This is a genomic window from Streptomyces sp. NBC_01244 (assembly GCF_035987325.1).
In the GTDB taxonomy this organism is placed as follows: Bacteria; Actinomycetota; Actinomycetes; order Streptomycetales; family Streptomycetaceae; genus Streptomyces.
This window is the reverse complement of the sequence record NZ_CP108488.1, coordinates 9493685-9513468: the sequence shown is the minus strand read 5'-3', so window position 1 is coordinate 9513468 and position 19784 is coordinate 9493685. Positions and strand designations below refer to the sequence as shown.

General features: G+C 67.6%; 19 protein-coding genes. 8 read left to right on the top strand and 11 right to left on the bottom strand.

Features of this window, described 5'->3' with window-relative positions:
* Positions 1–340: 340 nt before the first annotated feature.
* Entirely contained in the window at positions 341–538 is a 198-nt protein-coding gene (locus OG247_RS42355; protein WP_327257286.1) for a serine protease inhibitor, read from the bottom strand.
* A 424-nt stretch (positions 539–962) separates the two neighbouring features.
* Here OG247_RS42355 and OG247_RS42350 point away from each other — a divergent pair, with 424 nt between their 5' ends.
* Both OG247_RS42350 and OG247_RS42345 read left to right on the top strand, forming a co-directional pair.
* Positions 963–1388: a DUF5958 family protein gene (locus tag OG247_RS42350; protein ID WP_327257285.1), complete on the top strand. Its 426-nt coding sequence runs from the start codon at positions 963–965 to the stop codon at positions 1386–1388.
* A gap of 102 nt (positions 1389–1490) precedes the next feature.
* On the top strand, positions 1491–1940 hold the full coding sequence (locus tag OG247_RS42345) for a hypothetical protein (RefSeq protein ID WP_327257284.1): 450 nt from the start codon (positions 1491–1493) through the stop codon (positions 1938–1940).
* A gap of 40 nt (positions 1941–1980) precedes the next feature.
* Here OG247_RS42345 and OG247_RS42340 read toward each other — a convergent pair whose 3' ends face one another.
* From OG247_RS42340 to OG247_RS42325, 4 genes are read right to left on the bottom strand one after another with little or no spacing between them, the layout of a single operon-like run.
* Entirely contained in the window at positions 1981–3207 is a 1227-nt protein-coding gene (locus tag OG247_RS42340; RefSeq protein ID WP_327257283.1) for a hypothetical protein, read from the bottom strand.
* Positions 3208–3990, bottom strand: coding sequence for an ATP-binding protein (locus OG247_RS42335; RefSeq protein ID WP_327257282.1), 783 nt, complete (start codon positions 3988–3990; stop codon positions 3208–3210).
* 3 nt (positions 3991–3993) lie between these two features.
* Entirely contained in the window at positions 3994–4737 is a 744-nt protein-coding gene (locus OG247_RS42330; RefSeq protein ID WP_327257281.1) for a Mu transposase C-terminal domain-containing protein, read from the bottom strand.
* Entirely contained in the window at positions 4704–5654 is a 951-nt protein-coding gene (locus OG247_RS42325; protein ID WP_327257280.1) for an integrase catalytic domain-containing protein, read from the bottom strand. Before OG247_RS42325 ends, OG247_RS42330 begins: the two co-directional genes overlap by 34 nt.
* Positions 5655–6065: 411 nt before the next feature.
* Here OG247_RS42325 and OG247_RS42320 point away from each other — a divergent pair, with 411 nt between their 5' ends.
* Entirely contained in the window at positions 6066–6890 is an 825-nt protein-coding gene (locus tag OG247_RS42320) for a hypothetical protein (RefSeq protein ID WP_327257279.1), read from the top strand.
* Positions 6887–7552, top strand: coding sequence for a hypothetical protein (locus OG247_RS42315; RefSeq protein ID WP_327257278.1), 666 nt, complete (start codon positions 6887–6889; stop codon positions 7550–7552). Before OG247_RS42320 ends, OG247_RS42315 begins: the two co-directional genes overlap by 4 nt.
* On the opposite strand, the gene OG247_RS42310 is transcribed toward OG247_RS42315, so the two are convergent.
* A complete protein-coding gene (locus OG247_RS42310) occupies positions 7549–8088 on the bottom strand; it encodes a hypothetical protein (protein WP_327257277.1) in 540 nt (179 codons plus the stop codon). The two genes, OG247_RS42315 and OG247_RS42310, sit on opposite strands and share 4 nt — an antisense overlap.
* Positions 8089–8245: 157 nt before the next feature.
* Between OG247_RS42310 and OG247_RS42305 the strand changes: the two genes are divergently transcribed.
* Positions 8246–8545 (top strand): hypothetical protein, encoded by a 300-nt coding sequence (locus OG247_RS42305; RefSeq protein WP_327257276.1) that lies wholly within the window; start codon positions 8246–8248, stop codon positions 8543–8545.
* A gap of 327 nt (positions 8546–8872) precedes the next feature.
* Here OG247_RS42305 and OG247_RS42300 read toward each other — a convergent pair whose 3' ends face one another.
* Genes OG247_RS42300 through OG247_RS42285 form a run of 4 tightly spaced genes read right to left on the bottom strand, consistent with a single transcriptional unit; the run spans position 8873 to position 11786 of the window.
* Positions 8873–9787, bottom strand: a complete 915-nt coding sequence (locus OG247_RS42300; RefSeq protein WP_327257275.1) for a hypothetical protein — start codon at positions 9785–9787, stop codon at positions 8873–8875.
* 41 nt (positions 9788–9828) lie between these two features.
* A complete protein-coding gene (locus tag OG247_RS42295) occupies positions 9829–10047 on the bottom strand; it encodes a hypothetical protein (RefSeq protein ID WP_327257274.1) in 219 nt (72 codons plus the stop codon).
* Positions 10048–10068: 21 nt separating this feature from the next.
* Positions 10069–10641 carry a flavoprotein gene (locus tag OG247_RS42290; protein ID WP_327257273.1) on the bottom strand — a complete coding sequence of 191 codons (573 nt, stop codon included), beginning with the start codon at positions 10639–10641 and terminating at the stop codon, positions 10069–10071.
* Positions 10638–11786: a helix-turn-helix domain-containing protein gene (locus OG247_RS42285; RefSeq protein WP_327257272.1), complete on the bottom strand. Its 1149-nt coding sequence runs from the start codon at positions 11784–11786 to the stop codon at positions 10638–10640. Before OG247_RS42285 ends, OG247_RS42290 begins: the two co-directional genes overlap by 4 nt.
* 79 nt (positions 11787–11865) lie before the next feature.
* Here OG247_RS42285 and OG247_RS42280 point away from each other — a divergent pair, with 79 nt between their 5' ends.
* Both OG247_RS42280 and OG247_RS42275 read left to right on the top strand, forming a co-directional pair.
* A complete protein-coding gene (locus tag OG247_RS42280; RefSeq protein WP_327257271.1) occupies positions 11866–12351 on the top strand; it encodes a hypothetical protein in 486 nt (161 codons plus the stop codon).
* 136 nt (positions 12352–12487) lie between these two features.
* Complete coding sequence (locus OG247_RS42275) at positions 12488–12910, top strand: hypothetical protein (protein WP_327257270.1); 423 nt, start codon at positions 12488–12490, stop codon at positions 12908–12910.
* A 262-nt stretch (positions 12911–13172) separates the two neighbouring features.
* On the opposite strand, the gene OG247_RS42270 is transcribed toward OG247_RS42275, so the two are convergent.
* Positions 13173–15089: an FG-GAP repeat domain-containing protein gene (locus OG247_RS42270; protein WP_327257269.1), complete on the bottom strand. Its 1917-nt coding sequence runs from the start codon at positions 15087–15089 to the stop codon at positions 13173–13175.
* 1143 nt (positions 15090–16232) lie between these two features.
* Here OG247_RS42270 and OG247_RS42265 point away from each other — a divergent pair.
* Positions 16233–19757 carry a LamG domain-containing protein gene (locus tag OG247_RS42265; protein ID WP_327257268.1) on the top strand — a complete coding sequence of 1175 codons (3525 nt, stop codon included), beginning with the start codon at positions 16233–16235 and terminating at the stop codon, positions 19755–19757.
* Positions 19758–19784 lie beyond the last annotated feature (27 nt).

Here is a 19784-nt window from a genome sequence, read left to right as displayed (position 1 = left end):
TGTACCTGAGCGCTGCGCGCTCAGGACTGAACGGCCCTCGCTACGCTCGGCCGGGGCCCTTCGCTCTCGGCCTCTCCGCTTCGCTCCGAGCCATGGCCGGCCTTCGGCCGGAAGTCCTGCGCTTCGCTCCGGACTGGCTCTGCTTCCGCTGCGCTCCACCAGAGCAGGGCCTGCTCCGCAGGTCCTAAGGACTCCCGCGCTCCGCTCGGGAGGTGACCCCGTTTCACGGGGGTCTGCCCTGCGTCCCGTTGGGCGGGTCCGCTCCGCTCCCCCACCCCGGGTCCTTCCGGCTCCGCCTCCAGGACCAAGCCTGCTCCGCAGGCCCAGCTGGCAGCAGAAGCTACCCCCGCCTGGGCTCCCGGACCACCTTGTCGTCCTTCACGAAGAGCCTCACCCGCTGCTCGTTGAAGTCCATCGTCACCATGCTGCCCTCGGGCACCACATGGACCGCGATCTCCTGGAACTCCGCGCGGATCTGCCGACGAGCCTCCTCCGCAGGCTTCCCCATCAGCTCCGGCCATTCACTCTTCGGCTCCATCGTCCCCTCCAAGGTGATGATCGCTTCCGGTCCCGCTCGACGCTACAGACCTCGCCCTGGTTCCGCTGCGCTCCACCAGGGCAGGGTCAGCCTCACGGGGTCCGGTGCTGCACGCGGGAGGGTAGATGATTCAATCTTGGCTGCAGATAGACTCTGGAAAGATCATCTAGTGCCAGATCCATTGGCCGATGACAGCATCGCGCTGATCAGTGAAACTGCACAATGCGCACCTAGCCTGAGCCGCCATCAAAAGCCTTGTGAACTGGGCCTTTTACCGACCCGTCAGTGACACCGACCACTGACAACACGTGACGTATCCGGCGCTGAATCGTCGGCCACCATGACATCTCATGCAACGACCCGTCACCGACGCAGTCGCATTCAGGGCTCCTCATGCGCCGCCAGCACATGGAATGATCAGGCGATGACTGAACCGAACAACGCGGACGACCCCTCCTTCTGGTACGGGACCGAACGAGTCGTCAACGGGATCGCCCAAGGACTCTGCACCCTGGACCACGGCATGGCCTGGTTCACCAACCTGTCACCGGCCCGCCGGCAGGAGGCACTGCACGAGGCCGGCCTGTACGCGATGCAGGCACACATCACAGCCGCGGACGGCCGCGCGGGCGTGGCACGGTCAGGCGTGAAACCCACCGCCAACCCCGCGGTCATGATCTGCATGGACCCACCCCGCTACGGGTTCTCAGGCCTCCCCGCCGACGAACACGTCAAAGCCTTCCGCGTGCTTGTCTCCGTATTCACCGTCGCCGACACCCGACGCAGACAGGCCTACTGCAAAGGAACCTGCACACACGCATGGCACAACCTGACTAGGAATTGCGAATGATCACAGCCGTCTTTCGCTGGATGAACGAGAGACCAGGTATACGCAGGTCAAAGCAGATGAGGCGGCGGGTGGTGCTGAACCGATGAGATAGCGTCCCAGCACATGGCTGCCGACGACAACGAAGAGCAGAAGGCGGACGGGACTGCCGAGGAAGATGCTGCCGGCGTACGCCTCGTGGAAGACCTCGTTGCTCAGGTGCCCGGGTTCGAGGACGCCTACGAGTGCCACGTCTTCAACGAGAACGGGGTGCTCCCGCACGTGTTCTTCTGGGACGTCGTGCAGGACACCGTCCGCTCGTACCTAGCGGCGGGCGACCCCGACGGTCCCGACTGGCGCCGGGTCCTTGCCTTCCTGGAGGAGCAGACCCGGCATCGCGTGCCCGGGGCAATCGAGGTCATCGTGACCTCGTTCCTCTACGACCTCCCGTACGAGGGGGAACCCGGGCACGGCATCGAGGCACATCTCGGGCCCGCCATGAAGGAGAGGTACCTACAGCTTCGACCCTGGTACGGGGCAGAGGCCCCGGACGCTACGGGGAAGCCGGAAGCGTAGCCGTCCGTTGTGGCCACTTCTACTGCAGATTCGCTGGCTCTCAGCGCAGGTGGCGCAGCTCGCGCAGTCCGTAGTCCGGGGGCAGCCACCCCTTCTTCCGCCTCTCGATGGTCTTCCGTGTGTGCGGAGGCGGGTGCGGACAGCCCTGCATCAGATCAGGTTCATCTCTGGCCCACGCAAGCCCGTAATGGGCGGTACACACGGGCCAGATGGTCTTCACAGGCTCCTTCGGGCTCGGTGCCGTCCCCCGTCGGCTCCGGCGCAGCTTGGGGCGCGACGGCTGGGGCGGGCGGAGCTTGCACTCCTCAGCGAAGGCCGTCAGGGACGGTAGCCCCTCACCTCCCAGCGGGTCGCTGAACAGCGGTCCGCTGGTGCCGGCCCCAATCCGCCAGAGGAGAACGGCCGCACTCAGCAAGGGACGGGCCCAGACTGGAACAGAGTGAGTCATACAGCCCTGGCGCAACCCTTGATCGTGCAACGTGATCGTCGTGCCGTCCGGGGCCAGATCGCGGACGCGCGCGGTGGCGAGCTGGGTGGTCGAAGCCGCGGTGAACGCGGCCGTGGCGAGCTGAGCCGCCAGGTACGGGTGCGCCGTCCCGCGGTGAAGGCGCCACGCCACCTCCGCCTCAGTGATCGGCGGCATCACCGGCGCGAAGAAATCCCGGTCCGCCGCCATGGGCGCGGCGCAGCGGCACGGCCCGGTCGCGTCGCCGAAAGCCTTGAGGGTGGTCAGGGCGGGCAGGCTGATCCAGCGGCTCGCCAACGGCCTCGCTGTATGCGGTGCCTGGCGCTCCGCGATGGCCGGCTCGGCCTCGGGCAGCAGGGCGGAGGCCTCGGCGACGAGGTGGTCCACCTGGCGCAGTTCGCGTTCCAGGAATGCCCGCATGGCCCGGTGATGGCAGACCAGAACCAGGCGGACACCGGTACGCCGGCGCAGGGTCAGGAGGTCTCTGAAACGGTGCGGGGTGAGCAGGTGGGCGCGCAGCAGGGTCAGATGCGTAATGGGGGTGGCCAGGATCCAGGCGGCCGCGATCGACCAGGCCGGGGCCGGGTCGAGGTGGCGGTAGCCGGCCAGGGGGACAGGCTTGCCCAGGGCCGCGAGGACGTCGTACGCGAGCGCGATCGCGGCGTCGGTCCCCGGGGTCGGATGAACGGTCAGGCGACCGTGCTGCGGGGCGTGGGATGCCAGCGCCGCCCGGGTGTGAACCACGTCGTCGTACGGGTCCAGGACCACCGTGACCGGCGGCGGATTCGGGCAGTCAAGCACTCAGGCCACCACCGGGCGCTGGCGCAGCTTGCTGTAGGACCACCGCAACAGATCCTCATCCAGGATCCGTCCGGACTCCTTGATCCCGGAAGTCAGGTGATGGGTGATCTTCGCCCAAGCCCGGAAATTGCCGTGCGCGGCCTCGTCGTCGCACATCGCGATCAAGTCCGGGTCCGCGTCCGCCCACACCGGATGAAAGGCCGGGATGACGGTGAGGACTTCTTCCAGCGGCATCGGCTCGATCTCCTGCCACGCGTACACACGGGACTCCAACATCGGCTCGCTCTGCAGCATCTCGAAACAACCGTCCCCGCCCGTGAACACGATCGTCAGGTCCGAGCCGATGTCATCCCACAGGTAGCGCAGGTACTCGAAGCACATCTTGGACAGCCATTGCGCCTCGTCACAGACCAGGACGTGCGTCTCCTCCAGAGCGCCTCGCAGCATCCGGTCGAACTCGATCGGCTGCCCCGGCGGACGGCCCTGCAGGCCGAGCGCGTGGAACAGCTCGTGGCGCAGGTCGCGGGTAGAGGGGCGGGAGCGGAACTGGATCCGGCGTGTCAGCTTCGGCGCGAGCTCACGCAGTGAGGTGTTCACCGCCAACGACTTGCCCCGGCCCGCCTGCCCGTAGATACAGATCATGGCTCTGGCCTCGATCGCGGCCCGGATGTTCTCCCGGACCATGAGCAGGGCACGCGTGGAGACGACCTGGGCGCCCGGCAGGCGCATGAAGTGGTCCTCCCGCTCACGCGGCAGACGTCCCTGCCGCTCAGCAGACACCATCGCTCAACACTCCCCGCTGTCGTTACGCGCATCGGCCGCTCCAGGCGGCCCGCCCTCGGCTGCCTCCGCCTGCCCGGCATCCGCATGCGGTCCGGCCGCCCGACGGGGGCGGACAATCGGACGCGCCCACGAGGCCGGGGGCTCCCTCGGAGGGATCAGGTCCGGCAGAGCACGGGCCGCCAGATCCACGCCCTTAGCCCGGGCGATCTCCGCCTCCGCCTGCAAGGAAGTGACCGTGCGCCGCGGGCGGGGCGCAGCAGCCGTAGTCGTGGCCGTGTAGCGGGTCTTGCGCAGCTTCTCAGCCGCCTTCAGATCAGCTTTCAGCGCGCGGGCTTTCTTCTCCCTGACCGAACTCAGCGCACGGCGCTGCTCCAGCGTCGCCGCCTGGGCCAGATAGGCGCTGCCCAGGTGACGGCCCCACTCTTCGGTGGAGAACACCTCGATCTGCCCGTCGTAGTGCGGCAGATACCGCAGCCGGACCCGCATGCCGACGTTCCCGGCCATCCACGGCGCGATATAGGCACGGCGCCGCCACGCGATCCCATTCGTGGTGATCTTCCGGACCCGGCCGTCGTCCTCCATCGCGAAAAACGCCAGCCGCTCCTCCGCGACATCCTCGACCGGCGTCGGATCCGCCTCCCACGCCGCCAACGGCGTCATCCCCTTCGCGAGGCCCTCAGGATGGTGCCCGGTGTTCCACCCCCACACCCACCTCAGCAGGGCCTCGACAAACTCCGGATACGACAAGAGGTCCTCCACCTGATCCGGTCGGTGCGCACCGACGGGTCGGGCCTGTGGGTGTAGCCCGGCAGGGAGACCAGGAACATCGCCTCGACCGCGTCGTTCAGCGCCTCGACGGTGCCCTTGCGGTACGGCTTGTACGCCGGCAGATCGTGGACCGGGACCGCGAAGGCGCCCAGAGCGCGCTCCACCGTCCGGCACAAAAACTCCTTCCCCCGGTCGACACGCACTACCCCGGGCAGGCCACCAAACGGGCCGTACGGATCCTGCCTGCTGATGCCCGTGCGCAGCGCGGCCAGGACAGCGTCCCTCGCCGGCTGATGCGGAGTTACCGCCACTCCCACAATCACCTTCGACGCGACATCGATGAACCACGTCACCCACGGACACACCGCAGAACCTTCAAGATCCACACGTACCGGGATCCGCTTGTGATCACCCTCCCAACACGCGTTCCGGTGCGTCGCGGGGCGCTTGCCGTAGACGTCATACCGGCGACGAGCTGCTTCACCGCCCTTGAGCCCCGCCCGCTCCCCCACCGACAAGTCCTGCCGTACAGCGCGCTGCAGAGCACGAAGAGAAGGCACCGAGTCCGCGACACCAGCCTCCGTCGCCTCGGCGACCAGCTCACGGTGGACCGCGGCGACGTTCCCACCCCACACCGCCAGACGCGCACGGACATCCCCGCTCACACCGGCCCGCGCGGGCGTCCGGGCCGACAACCTGCCCTCACGTCGGGCCACCGACAGCCAGCTCCACACCGTCCGCTCGGACACATCCAAAGCCGAAGCAGTCAACCGCACATGAGCAGAAGCGAGTTCACCGCGACCATCGAGAGCCATCAGGCGCGTGACCGCCGCCTCCCGCCCCACGACAGCCGGCACCACCCACTCAGCGAAGCCACCGGGACCGTGTTCAGCCATCAGCCCCTCCCGCAGACGCCCATCCCCGCCCCGGAAACGCTGTCCACGGCCACGCACCTCACTCCGACACGCCGCACCACATCCCACCAACGAGTGACGACCCAGCGAGCCAAGCAGTCAGGCCCGCACCGCAAGCCCCCACACGCGCGACAGCCATTCTTCAGCGGGAAACGACACCGGCCTTCAGCAGAAAAACGACACGGCGCAACCCACCCACCAGGCAAAACCCATCCTGAAAGCCCGGTCGCCAACCACTGCAACTCACACGTCGCGCATCACATCCTGACGCGCACGAGACGGTACGCGGCGGAGGGCATCTCGGTGTGCTGGGTCTCTCCGAACTCAACGCCTCCGGACTGGACCGGCGTCGTCCCTTCGGTGTGCGTGCACCCGCCGGAACGCGACCGAGCGATGACGGTTCGCGCCGGCCTGGTCAGTTTCGATCCCCAGTCGGGCTGTTGGCTGACCCGCGAGGAGCCCTTGGGCCAGTTTGTCCGCTGGGTGCTGGGCGGCACGGTCGAGCTACTTTCAGTGGGGAAGCGCCCCCCGCAGTTGTGGTGGACCTCCCGGAAGTCCATTCGTACACGAGATGCCTGGGAAGCCGCCCGCGCGGAGCAAGAGCGTGACCGACTCGCGGCTGAGGAACGCAGGCGGAAAGAGGCCGAAGAGGAGGCTCGGCGGCGGCGGGAGGAGTGGGAGACGGAACGGCTGCGTGTCAGAGATGAGGCGGAGAGGGCCAACCCCGCGCTGCGGTATCAGCGGAAGGCGGACGAGCACCGGGAACAGCAGCGCGCCGAGCTGACGGCACGGCTCGCTCGGCAGCGCAGGGAGCGCTCCGAGCGCTGGGCGCAGCAGGAGGCTTCGGCCCTTGCTGCAGCCGAGCGGTTCGAAGAGCGAGAGAGGGCTGGCGCCGCATGGTGGGAGCGCCTGCCGCAAGGGCAGGTCGAAGGGCTTTTCGCGGCTGTTGTTGAACGGGCGCGGGCAGAAGGAGTGACGATCAGCATCGCTTATCCGCCGAGAACCGATCCGCAGTTCGCCTACGGGGTGCCGGTCTACCGCGGGAGTCCGATCGGTCTGTATGGGGTAGTTCGCCCTTGCCCTGATCTGCTGGATGGCGTCGGAAGCGATCATTGGCCCCAGACGTTCTTTCTTAGCGGCGAGGAAGTTCAGGCGGCGGAGCGATTCCCGGGCCCAGCGACTCACTTCATGTGCGGTTCGAACGGGAGTGCATCATGAGCAGCAACCAAGACCCTGCGACGACCATCGAGGCCGTCCCCACCCTCTACCGCGACACCATGTTCCGTTCGCGTCTTGAAGCCGATTGGGCGGCGACACTCGACGGCAGCGGCATTCAGTGGCTCTACGAACCGGAGACCATCACGTTGCCCTCCGGCGTCATCTACGTTCCCGACTTCTGGTTGCCCGAACTCGGCACCTGGATCGAGGTCAAGGGCCCTGGCATACCCCGGGTGGAGAAGACTGCCGAACTGGCCCGGAGCCGCGCATGCCGGTGCGCAACCGAATGCGCCTGCCGTTGGCCGGGAGGAGAATTCGTCCTCCTGGGCCGCCCGGCGGCACCGTCCCAGTGGAACGAGAGCGGCCACCGTCCCAGGTACGGGTACACAGTGTGGGAGACGCCTGTGGGCCCGTCGGCCTACTTCGTGACGTGCTCCGCTTGCGCACGCGCGCAGTGGATCACCCTTCGCCGGCCGTGGCGCTGTCGTGCCTGCCACAGTCCTGTTGCGAAGCAGCAGCTGCACAGTCCAGTGGATCGGGTCGTCCGCTTCGTTGAGACCTCGGGACGGGGTGGCCTCTTCGCGATGCCGGATCTGGGGGAACCGTTCACCGACGAGGAACTCGGCCTTGACGAAGAGCCGGAGGATGAAGACCTCTACTAGCCCCAGGTGGGCTTGGGCCTGGCAGGCAGGTCAGCTACGTCGGCGACCGCGAAAATCTCGGCGGTCGTCTTCTTTCCGAGCGTCTCCACGAGCCGGTCTTCGGTGGACCCGATCAGGATCCACGACTGGTTCGATCGGCGCACCAACTGCGTGATCGCCTCGCTCAGGCCAGCGGCTTGGAGGGCAAGCGCAGCCTGTCCCTCGGCCTGGTCGAGCGGCCGCGGCTCCGTCGCCTCGTGCCGCAGGTCGACCGAGATCGTGACGTCGTCAACCATGGTGACCTCCGCGCAGAGAGGCACGTCGTACGCCCTGGCCACTTCGAATGCGTTCGTCACCGCGATGCGCTCGGCGCCGTAGCCTGCATTGACCAGGCGGCGGATCGCGGCGTAGGCCATGTGGGACTTGCCGGACCACGAGGGGCCCAGTAGCAGAAGCCGCGCTGCGGCGCCCGTCAGGGCTGTGGAGCACCATCGATCAACTGCCGGGTGATCACTCTCGGCGTCGCTGAACCGGGGCGGAACGACATTGGAGGCCATCTCCGCAGCGTAGCTATGTCGCCCACAGCAAGAAGCACCTTTGCTCATATCGCGCCAGAAGCCTTCAGCGGTCTCTTTCCACGAGAGAAGTGAACTCGTTGGAGTGGGACCTGACCTGGCAGCGGAACCGGCTAATGGTCGCAAAGGTTCTGCAGGCATGAGCGACGAGGAAGGTTTCATCACGATCGAGATCCGGGGCCCCGAGAAGGCGGCACTCGAAGCCTCCCGCCGCATCTCAGACCTGTTCCTGTCCAGCGGCCCCTGCCGGCTCCGGCGAACCCCCGGCGAGCAGGACGTACAGGTTCTCGTATACGCGGATGTTCACCGGGACCCCCGAGAAGGCGGATACCTCGATCCGGGCACCACGCAGGTGAGCACCCCGGAATGGGATCCGGGGTACTCACCTGTATCCGGAACCGTCTTCGCCTCCGAAGATGAGCCGACCATGACGGGCTGACGTCCGCCTAGGACGTGCTCGGCCTCTCAGCGGGAGTCGCCCGACGTCGCCGCTGAGGGAACCGTCGCGACCGAGCCGAGCCGGCCGTTCAGGTTGACGGTCGCGTCCCTGAGAACGGCCCGTCGGGTTCACGGCCGCGCCGGTGCATGAGGGCTGCCGCGTCGGCGGGGTCGACGACTTGGCCGGCGCAGTAGCGTCAGCCGATCCAGTCTTTCGCGGTGGCGTCCCGGGGCCACACCGCCACGTACGATCCGACCCGAGGACGCCGCAGCAGGTCAGCAGACCCCTACCCGCAGGAGCGACGCGATGCCGTACGGATTCCCCGGCTCATCGGCCCCTGATGATGTCTTCGTAAACCGGCTGTTCGTCGTCGCTGTAGTCGTAGGGGTCGTCATCCAGTAGGACGTCCTCGTTCAGGTCACCCAAGTGGATGAGGAGCTTGCTGCCCACTTCGAGGTCGCATGCTGCGCAGTGGAAGCCATAGGGGACGAGGTAGACCTCGTTCAGGCCGGTGGCGTCTGCGTAAAGGTTTACCTCGCCAGCCACCCACCCCTGGGATCCGCAGGCCGGGCACTTCTTCGGAGCTTCCCGGCTCATGGTGAGCAGGGGCTGACTGGTGATCGCGGCCAGCACCACATCGCGCTCCTTGCGCGACATGTGCCCGAAGCGTTGTTCGAACATTGCGCGGGCCTTGACCAGCAGAGCTTCCGCGGCAACTCGTTCCTTTCGGACCTGTTCATCGACCAGCTTGTGATGCAAGGCGAGGTAGGGGCCCCAGAAGCCGTTCGGATCGACTTTCAGCTCTTCGAGCACTGGGTCGACCAGCCGCAGACAGATCGTGAAGACAGATTCGGCCTGCGTCGAGTCGTGTATCGCGCTGTGGGCAACTCCGTTGCGTGCGTCCGCCAGAGGCTCCAGAGCCTTCCTGTCGATCGGGATCTTCTTTGGAAGGAGTTTGAGCACCCGCTCATGAGCCTCAGCGAGGCCGATGGTCTTGACCTTGGTCAGCGAACAGGCGGCGGCGTGGGAGCCCAGGCCCGTCGCATGGAGCAAAGATTCGAAGTGCCGACCGTCGACGATCAGAGCCGGATGAATCCCCGCGAGGTAGGCCTTGAGCAGGTGCTCCGCAGCGATCCCAGCGTGGTGAACGGCGAAGTCGTAGCTCTCGGGCCCATCGACGAAGGCCGCGAGCGCGGCACTCATCCATCGTTGCGATGATCTTTTCAGCTGCTCTGAATCCATGCCGAGACCATAGGGCCGCTGGGCCGCCCAGCGCTTCGGGATTAGCCGGCCGGATGGGGACGGCCCTGGAGTTCAGCCGCGTAGCGGGCCCAGTTGCCTCCGCCCCAGGCGGTGGCGGTCTCGGGGCTGATGCCCAGAAGTTCCGTGAGGACTGCCGCCGGCAGCTGGGTGGAGAGCCCCATCAGGACGGAGGTCCTGCCCGGGCGGGAGTAGATGCCCAGCGATCCCGCACCCGCGACGGGCCAGGTGGGAAAAGCCAAGAAGTCGGGGCTGAATAGCGGTCAGCGGACTTTGAAGATCTTGTCGACGGTGTCGAGGGCGAGGGTCCAGGGATAGGCGTCAACGTTGCCGTGCTTGGGCTGGTGGGGTCGGAAGCCGGGGCCCGTGCCGTCGTCGAGGAGGTAGTGGACGCCTGCTCCGCGCAGGGTGGCGATGGCGGGGGCGAGTGCGGGGTGCTGGGCTTGGGCGGCGTTGATGTAGGGGAGGGCGACGACGGGCCGGTCGGGCATGCCAAGGGCTTCGGTGATGAGGCCGAGGGCGAGGGTGTCGGCGTGGCCGGCGGCCCACTTCGTCGTCGTGTTCAGCGTGACGGGGGCGACGAGGAGCGCGTCGGGGTCGGGCAGGACGTCGCTCTGGGAGGGCAGTTTGTAGGTGTGCCGGACCGGGTGGCCGGTCAGCTCCCACCAGGCGTCGAGTTCGCGCTCGCCTGCGGCTTCTTCGACGGACCAGCGGTGGGCGGCGGGGGTCAGGACGAGCGCAGTGTCCCACCCGCGGGCCTGGGCGGCCTTGATGCCGGTGGTGACGTGGCGGGCCGGCGGCGCGGCGCACGAGATGACGTACAGGGTTCGGGTCACGCGGGTAGTCCACAGCGCTCGGCAAGCGCGCGCAAGCGCCCCTCCCCCGATCCGGCGCCCAGGAGCCGGAGGTCTTGGACGAGTTGGTGGGTGCGGGGGCGGCCGAGGACTTCCTCGGGGGCCTCGCGTTCCGCGTCCAGGAGGGGGTCGACGGCCTTCTCGCGCTGTCCGGCCTGGGTGTAGGCGTGGGCGAGATCGGTCAGCAGGTGCGCGCGGCGCTCGCGGGGCAGGGCGGCACGCTCGTCGGCGGTGAGGGCCTGGGCGACGGCGGCTCCGGCGGCGCCTTCATACAGCTTGACGTGGGTGGCGACGCGGTAGAGGGCGACGTTGGTGCTGCTGAACGCGGTGAATAGGGCGTTGCCGTCGGCATCGACGGGAAGCTGGGCGGCGTGTTCGTCGGCCTGGTCGAGGAGGTCGGGGACCGCGCGGGCGGCGGCGGGTGCGTGGCGGTCGGTGAGGGTGGCGGCGGTGGCCTGGGCGAAGGCGGCTGCGGCATGGGGTTGTCCGTCGGCGGTCAGGGCGTCGGCGAGGTGGCGGGCCGCTGAGGCCTGGATGACGGGGTCGCCGGAGCGTTCTGCGGCCAGGACGGCGCGGTGGCCGGCCAGGGCGGCGACCTCGGGTGCACCCGCCTTGACGGCCAGGGCTTCGGTGAGTTGGAGGGACATCGACAGGGCCCGGTAGGCGGCGAGCTGGTCGTCGCCCTCGTGGAGGGCGGCGGCCTGGGTCGCGTCGGTGAGAAGGCCCGGCATGCGGCCGCCGAGGCTGGTGAACGCGGCACTGGACTGGAAGAGGCGCCAGGCGTGGTGGACGGAGCGGCGCAGGGTTTCCACGTCGAGCGGGTCCGCGTCGGGAGCGGTGCCGGTGACGATATCGTGACGGTGCAGGACCGCCCGGATCGCTTCCATCTCGTCTGCCTGGTCGCCGGGTTCGTCGACGGTGTCGGAGAGCAGGACGGCGAGCGGGACGGACAGGACGCGGGCGGCGGCCTCTAGGACCGACAGGCGGGGGTCGGCCTGGCGGGACCCGGCTTCGAGGTCCTGGACCCAGCGTTTGCTCTTGCCCATGAGGGCGCCGAACGCGGTCTGGGTCAGGCGGCGCCGTCCGCGCCAGCACGCGATGTTCTCTCCGATGCGGCGGCTGTCCATGAACGCGGCTCCCGGCCGGGGGAATGTGGCACGCACACTGCGTGCCTACATTCTGTTGTACTCCCTTTACGGTCCGTCCATGGCCAACTCCCTCAACGGCGCCCGGACATGGGCCGCCCTCCTCAACCCCGCCCCCGAGGTCCTCGGTGTCCTGCGCAACGGCAGTGCTTCATGGGCCGCGTGCGGGTGGTCCTGGGACGCTGTCGTCATCGCGCCCCTGCAGCGAGGCCTCGAAGCCCTCGACGCCCTCCCGCTGGATCTCGACGGCGGGCACACCGTGATCGCCGACCACGCCCGCCACGAACTCATCGTCTACATCCCCTGCGGCAGCGGCGCCGTCCTCGACGGCGTCCAGGGCGTACGGGTCCTGGGCCAGGGCAGCGACCTCCTGGTCCCGGCCGGCCGGTACGGCACCTACGCCGCCGCCTGGCTCAGCGGGCCCTACGACGGCGAAGCCGAGGAGGAGCACCTCATCGACCCCGCCCGGCTGAAGGCCGCGCTCCAAGCCGTCGACACCCGGCACCTGGCCGAGGCGGAGACGATCGAGCACGCCTTCGCCGAGTGACGGGCTCCGCCCTCCCCTACCGTCTCCAGGCCCCCGGCCACTGCCTCACCGGCAGCGTTCGGGGGCCTCTTGCTGTTACAACGAGGCACGCACACTGCGTGCCCACCTCCGCGTGGCATGGCCGTACGGTCCGGTCATGACCGACACCGCGCGCACCCTCCCCGCTCTCACCGTCCCCGGCTCCGAGACGGCGCTGCAGCCGCAGACGCTCGCCGGACCGTCGTTCGGCCAAGACCTCGTCCGTACCCTCCACGCGGCCACGACCGCGGTCGGCACCCTCGCGCTCGGCGAGAACGCGGACGCCGCCAGCGACGTCGAGGTCTCCGCGTTCGCCGCGATCGTCTGCACCGGCGACACCCCGACCGACGCCCTGGAGGCCGCCGCCGTTGTCGCCCGCCGGGCGCCCGGCCTGGAGATCCACTCCCTCGCCTGGGCCCGCACCGACGGCCCCCGCGAGGACACCTCCGAGTACAAGGTCACCCTGACCGTCACCGCCCCCGACCCGGGCACCGGTGAACACAACGGCGCCACCCACCACACCAGCCACTCCACCCGATAGACCACCCTCCAGAGCCAGACGACGACCGAGGGCCGGCTTCCCGCTACGGGAAGCCGGCCCTCCGTGGTGTGCACGGCGGTCACGGCGTGCGGTCACTCACGCGGGGGACAACAGCCCACCAGCCGTGTGCTGGGCTCTACGGTGAACCCGGTCCTCGCTGAACGGTGTCTAGGTTCGCCAGCGGAGACGTGGAGTCCTGTGTCCGTCGTAGCCGCCCATCGCCCCTGTGATGAACCCGGGGTTTTGCGCGGTCTGCCTGGTGTCACAGGACTTCGGTGTACTTCTGCAGGTCGTAGTTGAAGGTCGGAGCTACGGCTTTGCGGCTGCGGAAGGGTGCTTCGGCGTCCCCCGTGCCCTGGTAGAGCCAGCTGTTGCCCGTCTTGTCGCGTGCGTAGAGGTCGGGGGTCCCGTCCCTGTTGGCGTCGCCCCAGGCCACCAGGTCCTTGTACCTGTCCCAGCCCGACCCGACGCGGGTGCGCGTGCCGAACGTGCCGTCGCCACGACCGCGGTACAGCCACAGCACACCAGCCTTGTCCCGGGCAAGGAGGTCGCCCGCCGCGCCGCCGGCAATGTTGCCCGCCGAGACCAGGGCGTCGTACTGGCCCCAGCCCGAGCCGATCCGCTTGCGCGTCGCGTACGGGGCGGCCGCCGTACCGGTGCCCCGGTACAGCCACAGCCCGCCGTCCTTGTCACGGGCGAGCAGGTCGGCCTTCCCGTCGCCGGTCACATCGCCGCCCGCGGCCAGCTCGTCGTACGTGTTCCAGCCGCCCCCGACCTTGCTCCGGGCCGCGAACTTGCCGTCACCCTTCCCGGTGTAGAGCCACAGGACGCCCTCCCCGTCACGGGCCAGGAGGTCGGCATGCCGGGAGCCGCCAGCGTTGCCGGCGGCCACGAGTGCGGTGTACTTCCCCCAGAAGCTGCCGAGGTCCGTCTCGTAAGGCGACGAGCTGGATATCACACCCTTGTCGTAGAGGGTGTTCTGGCTGATGAGGTGCCCGTCATCGGTGCGGGAGAGGAGGTCGGGCGTGCCGTCGTCGGTCAGGTCGTGCGGTGCCGCGTCCCGGGAGACGGTGAACTGGCCGTTCACGACGAGGGTGCGGCCGATGCCGTCGCGCGGCCTGGCGATGATCTGCCATTCGTACTCCCCGTTGGGAGCCGGCCTATGCATGCCGTTCAGCAGTCCGTCCCAGTGGAGTTCGAAGAAGCCGCTTGCGGTTTTCTCCGGCCGGAGGATGTCCTCGTCGTAGTAGTGGCCGCGCTTGCCGGTCCTCACGTTGTGCAGGATGAACTCCGTGCGGACGTTTTCGCGTGACAGCTTCCACCGCAGGACGGCCTTCGGGGTGCGGGAGAGGTCGACGGTGGTGGGTATCTCCTCGCGCACAAGGGTCACCTCAGTGGGCGGCTTCATCGTGGCGATGATCTCGGCGTGCGGGAGCCCGTCGGAGCCCAGGGTGATGCGGTAGAGCCCGTCACCGTGGGCGACCGTACCTCCCTTGACCAGCAGGGCCCCGCCCGGAGCCAGGCCCGGGGTGTAAGAGGCGACGGAGTCCATCACCTTGCGCGGCGCGCCCCCGCCCAGAGGGCGGGCATACAGGGCGTGATCGTCGGATGGGTCGTTCCGTTGCGGGGCGGCGAGCCACCAGCCGCCCAGCAGGCCGAGCAACGGACGGTCACCCATCTGCCCGACCTTGGTCACAGACACGGTCGACGAGCCGCGCTTCGCGATACGGACGACGGTGCCGTCCACATCATTGGCCCTACCGATCCAGGCGACGTGCGTACCCGAGAGAGCCACATCCCCCCAGGAGCTCCACACCCGGTAGGTGTTCACAATGCGCGCGGAAGCGACATCGACGACCGCGTGGTGAATCACCGGGTCCTCCTTGTCACCGGTCTCGTACTCGTAGACGAAGGCACCATCGCCATACGCGACAACCCTGTCAGTCAGGATGCCGCGAGGCAGGCCACTGATAGCCCGGTCCGTCATCCCCTTCCGGGGGTCGCCGAGCAAGTGCAGCAGCGGAGTCTCCCCCGGCCGGGGGCCGAGAGCGATGAGGGTCGTGCCCACAGCGCCGAGGTAGTTGTAGCCCATCCCGAACACGTCCACCTCGCTGGTGGTCCCGGTGTCCATGTGGTGCAGTCGCACAGGCCGGCTGTCCTCGACCACCGTGTCGGACATTGCACCGACCTCCACGTCGCCGGTCGCAAAGAGACCTATCCGCGTGGCCGAGCCGTCCGAGTAACGCGTCCAGGTCGCCTCGTAACCGCCGCTCTCCCTAGTGAGGAAACCCCCCGGACCCCCACCCAACACCCGAGCGTCCCTGGAAATCCTCGGCAGTCCCGCCAGGGCCTCAACCTCCGCCGACGGCCCCGGCGCGGCGGCCGCGGGAAGGACCACTGGGCCCCCGGCCGCCGCGAGAGCGGTGAGGACGGCGAGAGAGACAAGTCGCCGGGACGTGCGGCGGTACGACATAGGAGGCCCCCAGTTGAAAACGTCTGACCGGACGCGGGGATACACCCTGCTCACGTCCGTGCGCACTTGATCACAGACGCGGACCGTACCACCCAGCCCACCCGTGCCCGCATGGTGGTCCCGCCCGCGATCGGCCACGCCTGACGCACCGCTCACATACGAAGAAATTTCACGGGCGCCGGTCTGGTCATACCCGACGATTTCGTCGTACTTGAGAAATCTGGCGACTGCCTCTCCAGGGGCGCCGGGCCGCCAACTATGCAGCTACCCCGGCGCGATCCCACGCCAAAGACTGCGCTTACGAGCGCGGGAACTTCGCGGACAGGAAAGTCGAGGCTCTGTTGCACTCGGGCGACAAGACCTCAAGGCCGAGCCTCGCCACGGACCTTGAGCTGGAACCAGCCAGGCCAGGGAGCTGGCGGAAATCTACTTGTACCATTTATATTGAATTTATCAAAACCTACCATAAGGACCTACATAAAACGTAATGTCGCTTGCGGCCACTTGGGGTGAATTGTGGATGCAAATACTCCCTAGCATGATCAACGACTCTTCGGGCCGGTATTGATCAACTTTAATTTAATGTTTAGCCTCTGCTCTGCGGCGCGCAGAATTTCGCCGCCGTGGGGGCCAGGGAGGCCCTCATCCTTCTTCTCGGGTGGGCAAGTGTCAGTAAGACAAGGGAGACGGCTTCGCCGTGCTCTGAGTGCCGCGATCGGTGTGGCTCTGCTCGTTGGAGTTTCACCCGCTTACGGCGCTGGTGCGCCGAAATCCGCATCGGAAGCGCCGCTGCCTGAGGGGCAGCAAGCATTGAAAGAGGCCGCCGAGAGCGGCCAGCGTGTGGAACTCGTGGGCGCACGTTCGGAGTTCACCACCACCTACGCGAACCCTGACGGGGCATCGTTCCGTCTCGTCCAGTCGGCCGTGCCCGTGCGGGTGAAGAGCGCGGATGGTGCCTGGGTCAAGCCTGATGCGACGCTGGTGACCCGGCCGGACGGAACGGTGGGGCCGAAAGCCACCATCGTCGGCCTGAGCTTCTCGGGCGGCGGTGCCGGATCAGACTTGGTGGAGATCGAGCAGGACGGCCGTACCCTCGCGCTGGGCTGGGGCAAGCCCCTGCCCAAGCCGACGCTCGAGGGAGACAGTGCCACCTACCCGGAGGTACTGCCCGGCGTCGACCTCCGTATGACGGCCACGGTAGGGGGCTTCCGCGAGGTACTCGTTGTTAAGACCCCCGAGGCCGCAGCGAGCCCGGAGCTGAAGGAAGTCAAGTTCGCGCTCAAGGCCAACGGGCTTGAGGTCTCCGGGTCCAAGGAGAACGGGCTGACCGCCTGGAACAGCGACGGTCAGACGGTCTTCTCAGCGCCGCCGGCCCAGATGTGGGACTCAAGCGGGCCAGAAAGCTCGCCGGTCCAGGCAACGGCCAAGTCGGCCTCCACCGTCATGAACACCGTCGCCGCGGTGACGACCGACGAACCGAGCCCCGGGGCCGGCGAGGGTGAGGGTGAACCGTCGCCGTTCGACGGCCCCGGCCTCGGCGACCAAACGGCGACCCTGGGCTTGAACGTAGACGCCACGAGCCTCACCGTCGTCCCGGACGCCAAACTCATGGCACAGAAGAACCCCTCCGCCTTCCCTCTGTACATCGACCCGAAGGTCAACGCGGACGAAGACGTGGAGCGCCTGCTGCTGCGCAACGACGGACATGAGGACTACGACTGGGAGAACGCCGAAGACCAGCTGGGCCAGGGTGTGGGCCAGTGCGGGTATTGGCACGGCTACAAGTGCGGTACGGGTTCGGGGTACCTGCAGCGGCTCTACTTCCAGTTCACGCCGGACAACCTGCGCGGCAAGAGGGTCCTGGACGCGACCTTCACCATCACGGAGGCATGGGCCTTCCAGTGTGAACCGCGCAACGTCTGGCTCGTACGCACGGCGAGTGCCTTCACCAAGTCGACGACCTGGGGAAACAAGCCGGCCTACCTGGACCTGATGGGTGACCGCGCTGTGTCCGCGGGACGGGGATCGGCATGCGACCCGAACTCCCCGGCCGCGCCCATCAAGTTCAATGACAATCCCGACGAACCGGACGAGAACCTCACTCCCACGGTCCAGGCCTGGGCGACCGGCAACACGAAGCTGACTCTGGAGCTGCGGGCAGAGAACGAGGGCGACACAAGCTTCTGGCAGCGCTTTAGGAACGACGCTGCGCTCTCCGTGGATTTCATCGGCAACCCCGCGGCCCCCACCGGCCAGAGCGTCGACGGCACCCCGTGCGAGAAGGACCTCGCTGAAGCAACGACCATCTCACACGAAAAGCCCGAGCTGCGCGCCACGACCGAGGTCTATCCGGGTGGCGAGCTGGAGGCCCGGCTGCGCGTGGCCTTCCTCATCGAACGGCAGGACGGGGCGAGCTGGGTCAAGGTGAACTCCGGCCCGTTCATCGACAGCCCCAACAACAACTACTACGGGGCCAATACACAGGTCCGCGCCGAACCAGAGCTGATGCCGACCTTGCAGGACGGTAAGACGTACCGCGTGCTCACATGGACCAGATCCTTCGCCGCCAACGCGGCGACCGCGGGAAGCAACTACGTCACCTGCTACTTCAAGCTGGATGCCTCAGCTCCCAAGGAGCCACGGATTTCGTCCGTCGATCCCTACAGCGAGTGCGACTCAAGCAGCTGTACTGCTAAGGGCATGCCGGGAGAGCCGGGCAAGTTCACCTTCCGTCCGGCCGTGGGCGAAGACTCCAAGGTCGTCGGGTACGAGTACAGGGTCACCGGGGACACGAAATGGCTCCCGGCGTCGGCGGCGGCTGGTTCGTCCGTGTCCGTCAAGGTTGCCCCGCGCTATCCAGGACTGAACGTGCTCTACGTCAGGGGCCTGGACGATGTGGCCGGCGGGCGCAAGGGTCTGACCGCGCAGTTCCGGTTCGCCGTCGCGGAGGATCCCGCCCCGGTGGCGCACTGGAACTTCTACGACATGTCCGGTGACGATGCCAAGGACACCGCGACCAACGACGTCTCGCCCGACCCGGCTGATCTGCGCAACGGTGCCACCCGCCCCTCGGACGGCCGCCGCGGCTGGCTCCCCAAAATCGAACACGAGGACACCGCCCTCAAGCTCGACGGCGTCGACGACTACGCGGCGACCTCCGGGTCCGTGATCAACACCCAGAAGCCCTTCACCATCGCGGGCTGGGTACGCCCCGACCGGGTCGATACCGACTTCTCCATGGCCGGCATAGCCGGCGAGTACATGAGCGCGGTCACCATCAGCCACAAGGCGGGCGGAACCTGGTCGGTCACGCTGCCCACCACCGATGACTCCAGCGCCAGCACCACCAAATACGTCGTCAACGCCACCGCGAAAACCGTGCCCAAGGTCTGGACCCACGTCGCCGTCGAGTACGACAACAACGCCGACAACGACCCCGACAAGGAGACCAAGCGGCTTCGGCTGTACGTCAACGGCAACTTCCAGGGCGGACTCGACCTGCCATCCAGCTTCACGCCCGTGGCTGCGAAGGGCCCGCTGACCATCGGACGGAACAAGCACCGTGGCGCCTGGGTCAACGACTTCCCCGGCCTCATCGACGAGGTGACCGTCTGGCAGTCCGCACTGAGCCCCGACTCACTGAAGGCGGATGTGCAGATGCACGACATGACCACCGGCAGGAACCTGGTCGAACTCTCGGCCCGCTGGAACCCCGACACCGCCTCGGGAAGCGTCCTGACGGACACCTCCGGCTACAACCGGGATCTGAACCTGTCCTCGGGCGCGACCGTGGCCGGCGGGAAGCTGGTCCTCAACGGAACCAGCGGCGACGGATGGGCCGCAGGACCGCTCGTCGATGAGATGGGATCGTTCACCGCGACCGCCGACGTCGAACTCGACAAGGCAAAACTCGCGGCCAAGGAAGACGGTTACGTCGCGCAAGTCCTGGGCCAGCGGGCCAGCAGCGGGGCGGCCTGGGGCCTCTGGTTCAAGATGGACAAAAAAATCCCAGGCGGCCACAACCCTGACGGTGAGGAAGTGCACTCCATCGTCGGCAAGTGGTACTTCGGCCGCCTCACTTCCAGCGGCGAGAAGTACTGGGTGGAGAGCGAGGTCGCAGATCTCAAGACATCTACACAGATCACCGTCGTCCACAACGCTCAGGACAACCAGCTGACGTTGTACCTCGACGGCCGCCCCGTCTCTCAAAAGGAAAACTACTACGCCCCCGCCTCCGACGGCACGACCTTCGCGGTCGGCAAGGGCCTCCTTGAGAACGGCACCTGGGGCAACTACCTGCCCGGGAAGATCAACGACGTACGTCTGTGGTCCGGAGCCATGAAGAACACCACCCAGGTGATGGACTTCACCTAGTCCAGACACCGCTGCCCTCTGGAGGGC

Excerpts from the sequence above, each read along its gene's own strand:
- OG247_RS42355 (WP_327257286.1), bottom strand. The coding sequence starts at position 538 with ATGGAGCCGAAGAGTGAATGGCCGGAGCTGATGGGGAAGCCTGCGGAG.
- OG247_RS42350 (WP_327257285.1), top strand. The coding sequence starts at position 963 with ATGACTGAACCGAACAACGCGGACGACCCCTCCTTCTGGTACGGGACC.
- OG247_RS42345 (WP_327257284.1), top strand. The coding sequence starts at position 1,491 with ATGGCTGCCGACGACAACGAAGAGCAGAAGGCGGACGGGACTGCCGAG.
- OG247_RS42335 (WP_327257282.1), bottom strand. The coding sequence starts at position 3,990 with ATGGTGTCTGCTGAGCGGCAGGGACGTCTGCCGCGTGAGCGGGAGGAC.
- OG247_RS42325 (WP_327257280.1), bottom strand. The coding sequence starts at position 5,654 with ATGGCTGAACACGGTCCCGGTGGCTTCGCTGAGTGGGTGGTGCCGGCT.
- OG247_RS42320 (WP_327257279.1), top strand. The coding sequence starts at position 6,066 with ATGACGGTTCGCGCCGGCCTGGTCAGTTTCGATCCCCAGTCGGGCTGT.
- OG247_RS42315 (WP_327257278.1), top strand. The coding sequence starts at position 6,887 with ATGAGCAGCAACCAAGACCCTGCGACGACCATCGAGGCCGTCCCCACC.
- OG247_RS42310 (WP_327257277.1), bottom strand. The coding sequence starts at position 8,088 with ATGGCCTCCAATGTCGTTCCGCCCCGGTTCAGCGACGCCGAGAGTGAT.
- OG247_RS42305 (WP_327257276.1), top strand. The coding sequence starts at position 8,246 with ATGAGCGACGAGGAAGGTTTCATCACGATCGAGATCCGGGGCCCCGAG.
- OG247_RS42300 (WP_327257275.1), bottom strand. The coding sequence starts at position 9,787 with ATGGATTCAGAGCAGCTGAAAAGATCATCGCAACGATGGATGAGTGCC.
- OG247_RS42285 (WP_327257272.1), bottom strand. The coding sequence starts at position 11,786 with ATGGACAGCCGCCGCATCGGAGAGAACATCGCGTGCTGGCGCGGACGG.
- OG247_RS42280 (WP_327257271.1), top strand. The coding sequence starts at position 11,866 with ATGGCCAACTCCCTCAACGGCGCCCGGACATGGGCCGCCCTCCTCAAC.
- OG247_RS42275 (WP_327257270.1), top strand. The coding sequence starts at position 12,488 with ATGACCGACACCGCGCGCACCCTCCCCGCTCTCACCGTCCCCGGCTCC.
- OG247_RS42270 (WP_327257269.1), bottom strand. The coding sequence starts at position 15,089 with ATGTCCGACACGGTGGTCGAGGACAGCCGGCCTGTGCGACTGCACCAC.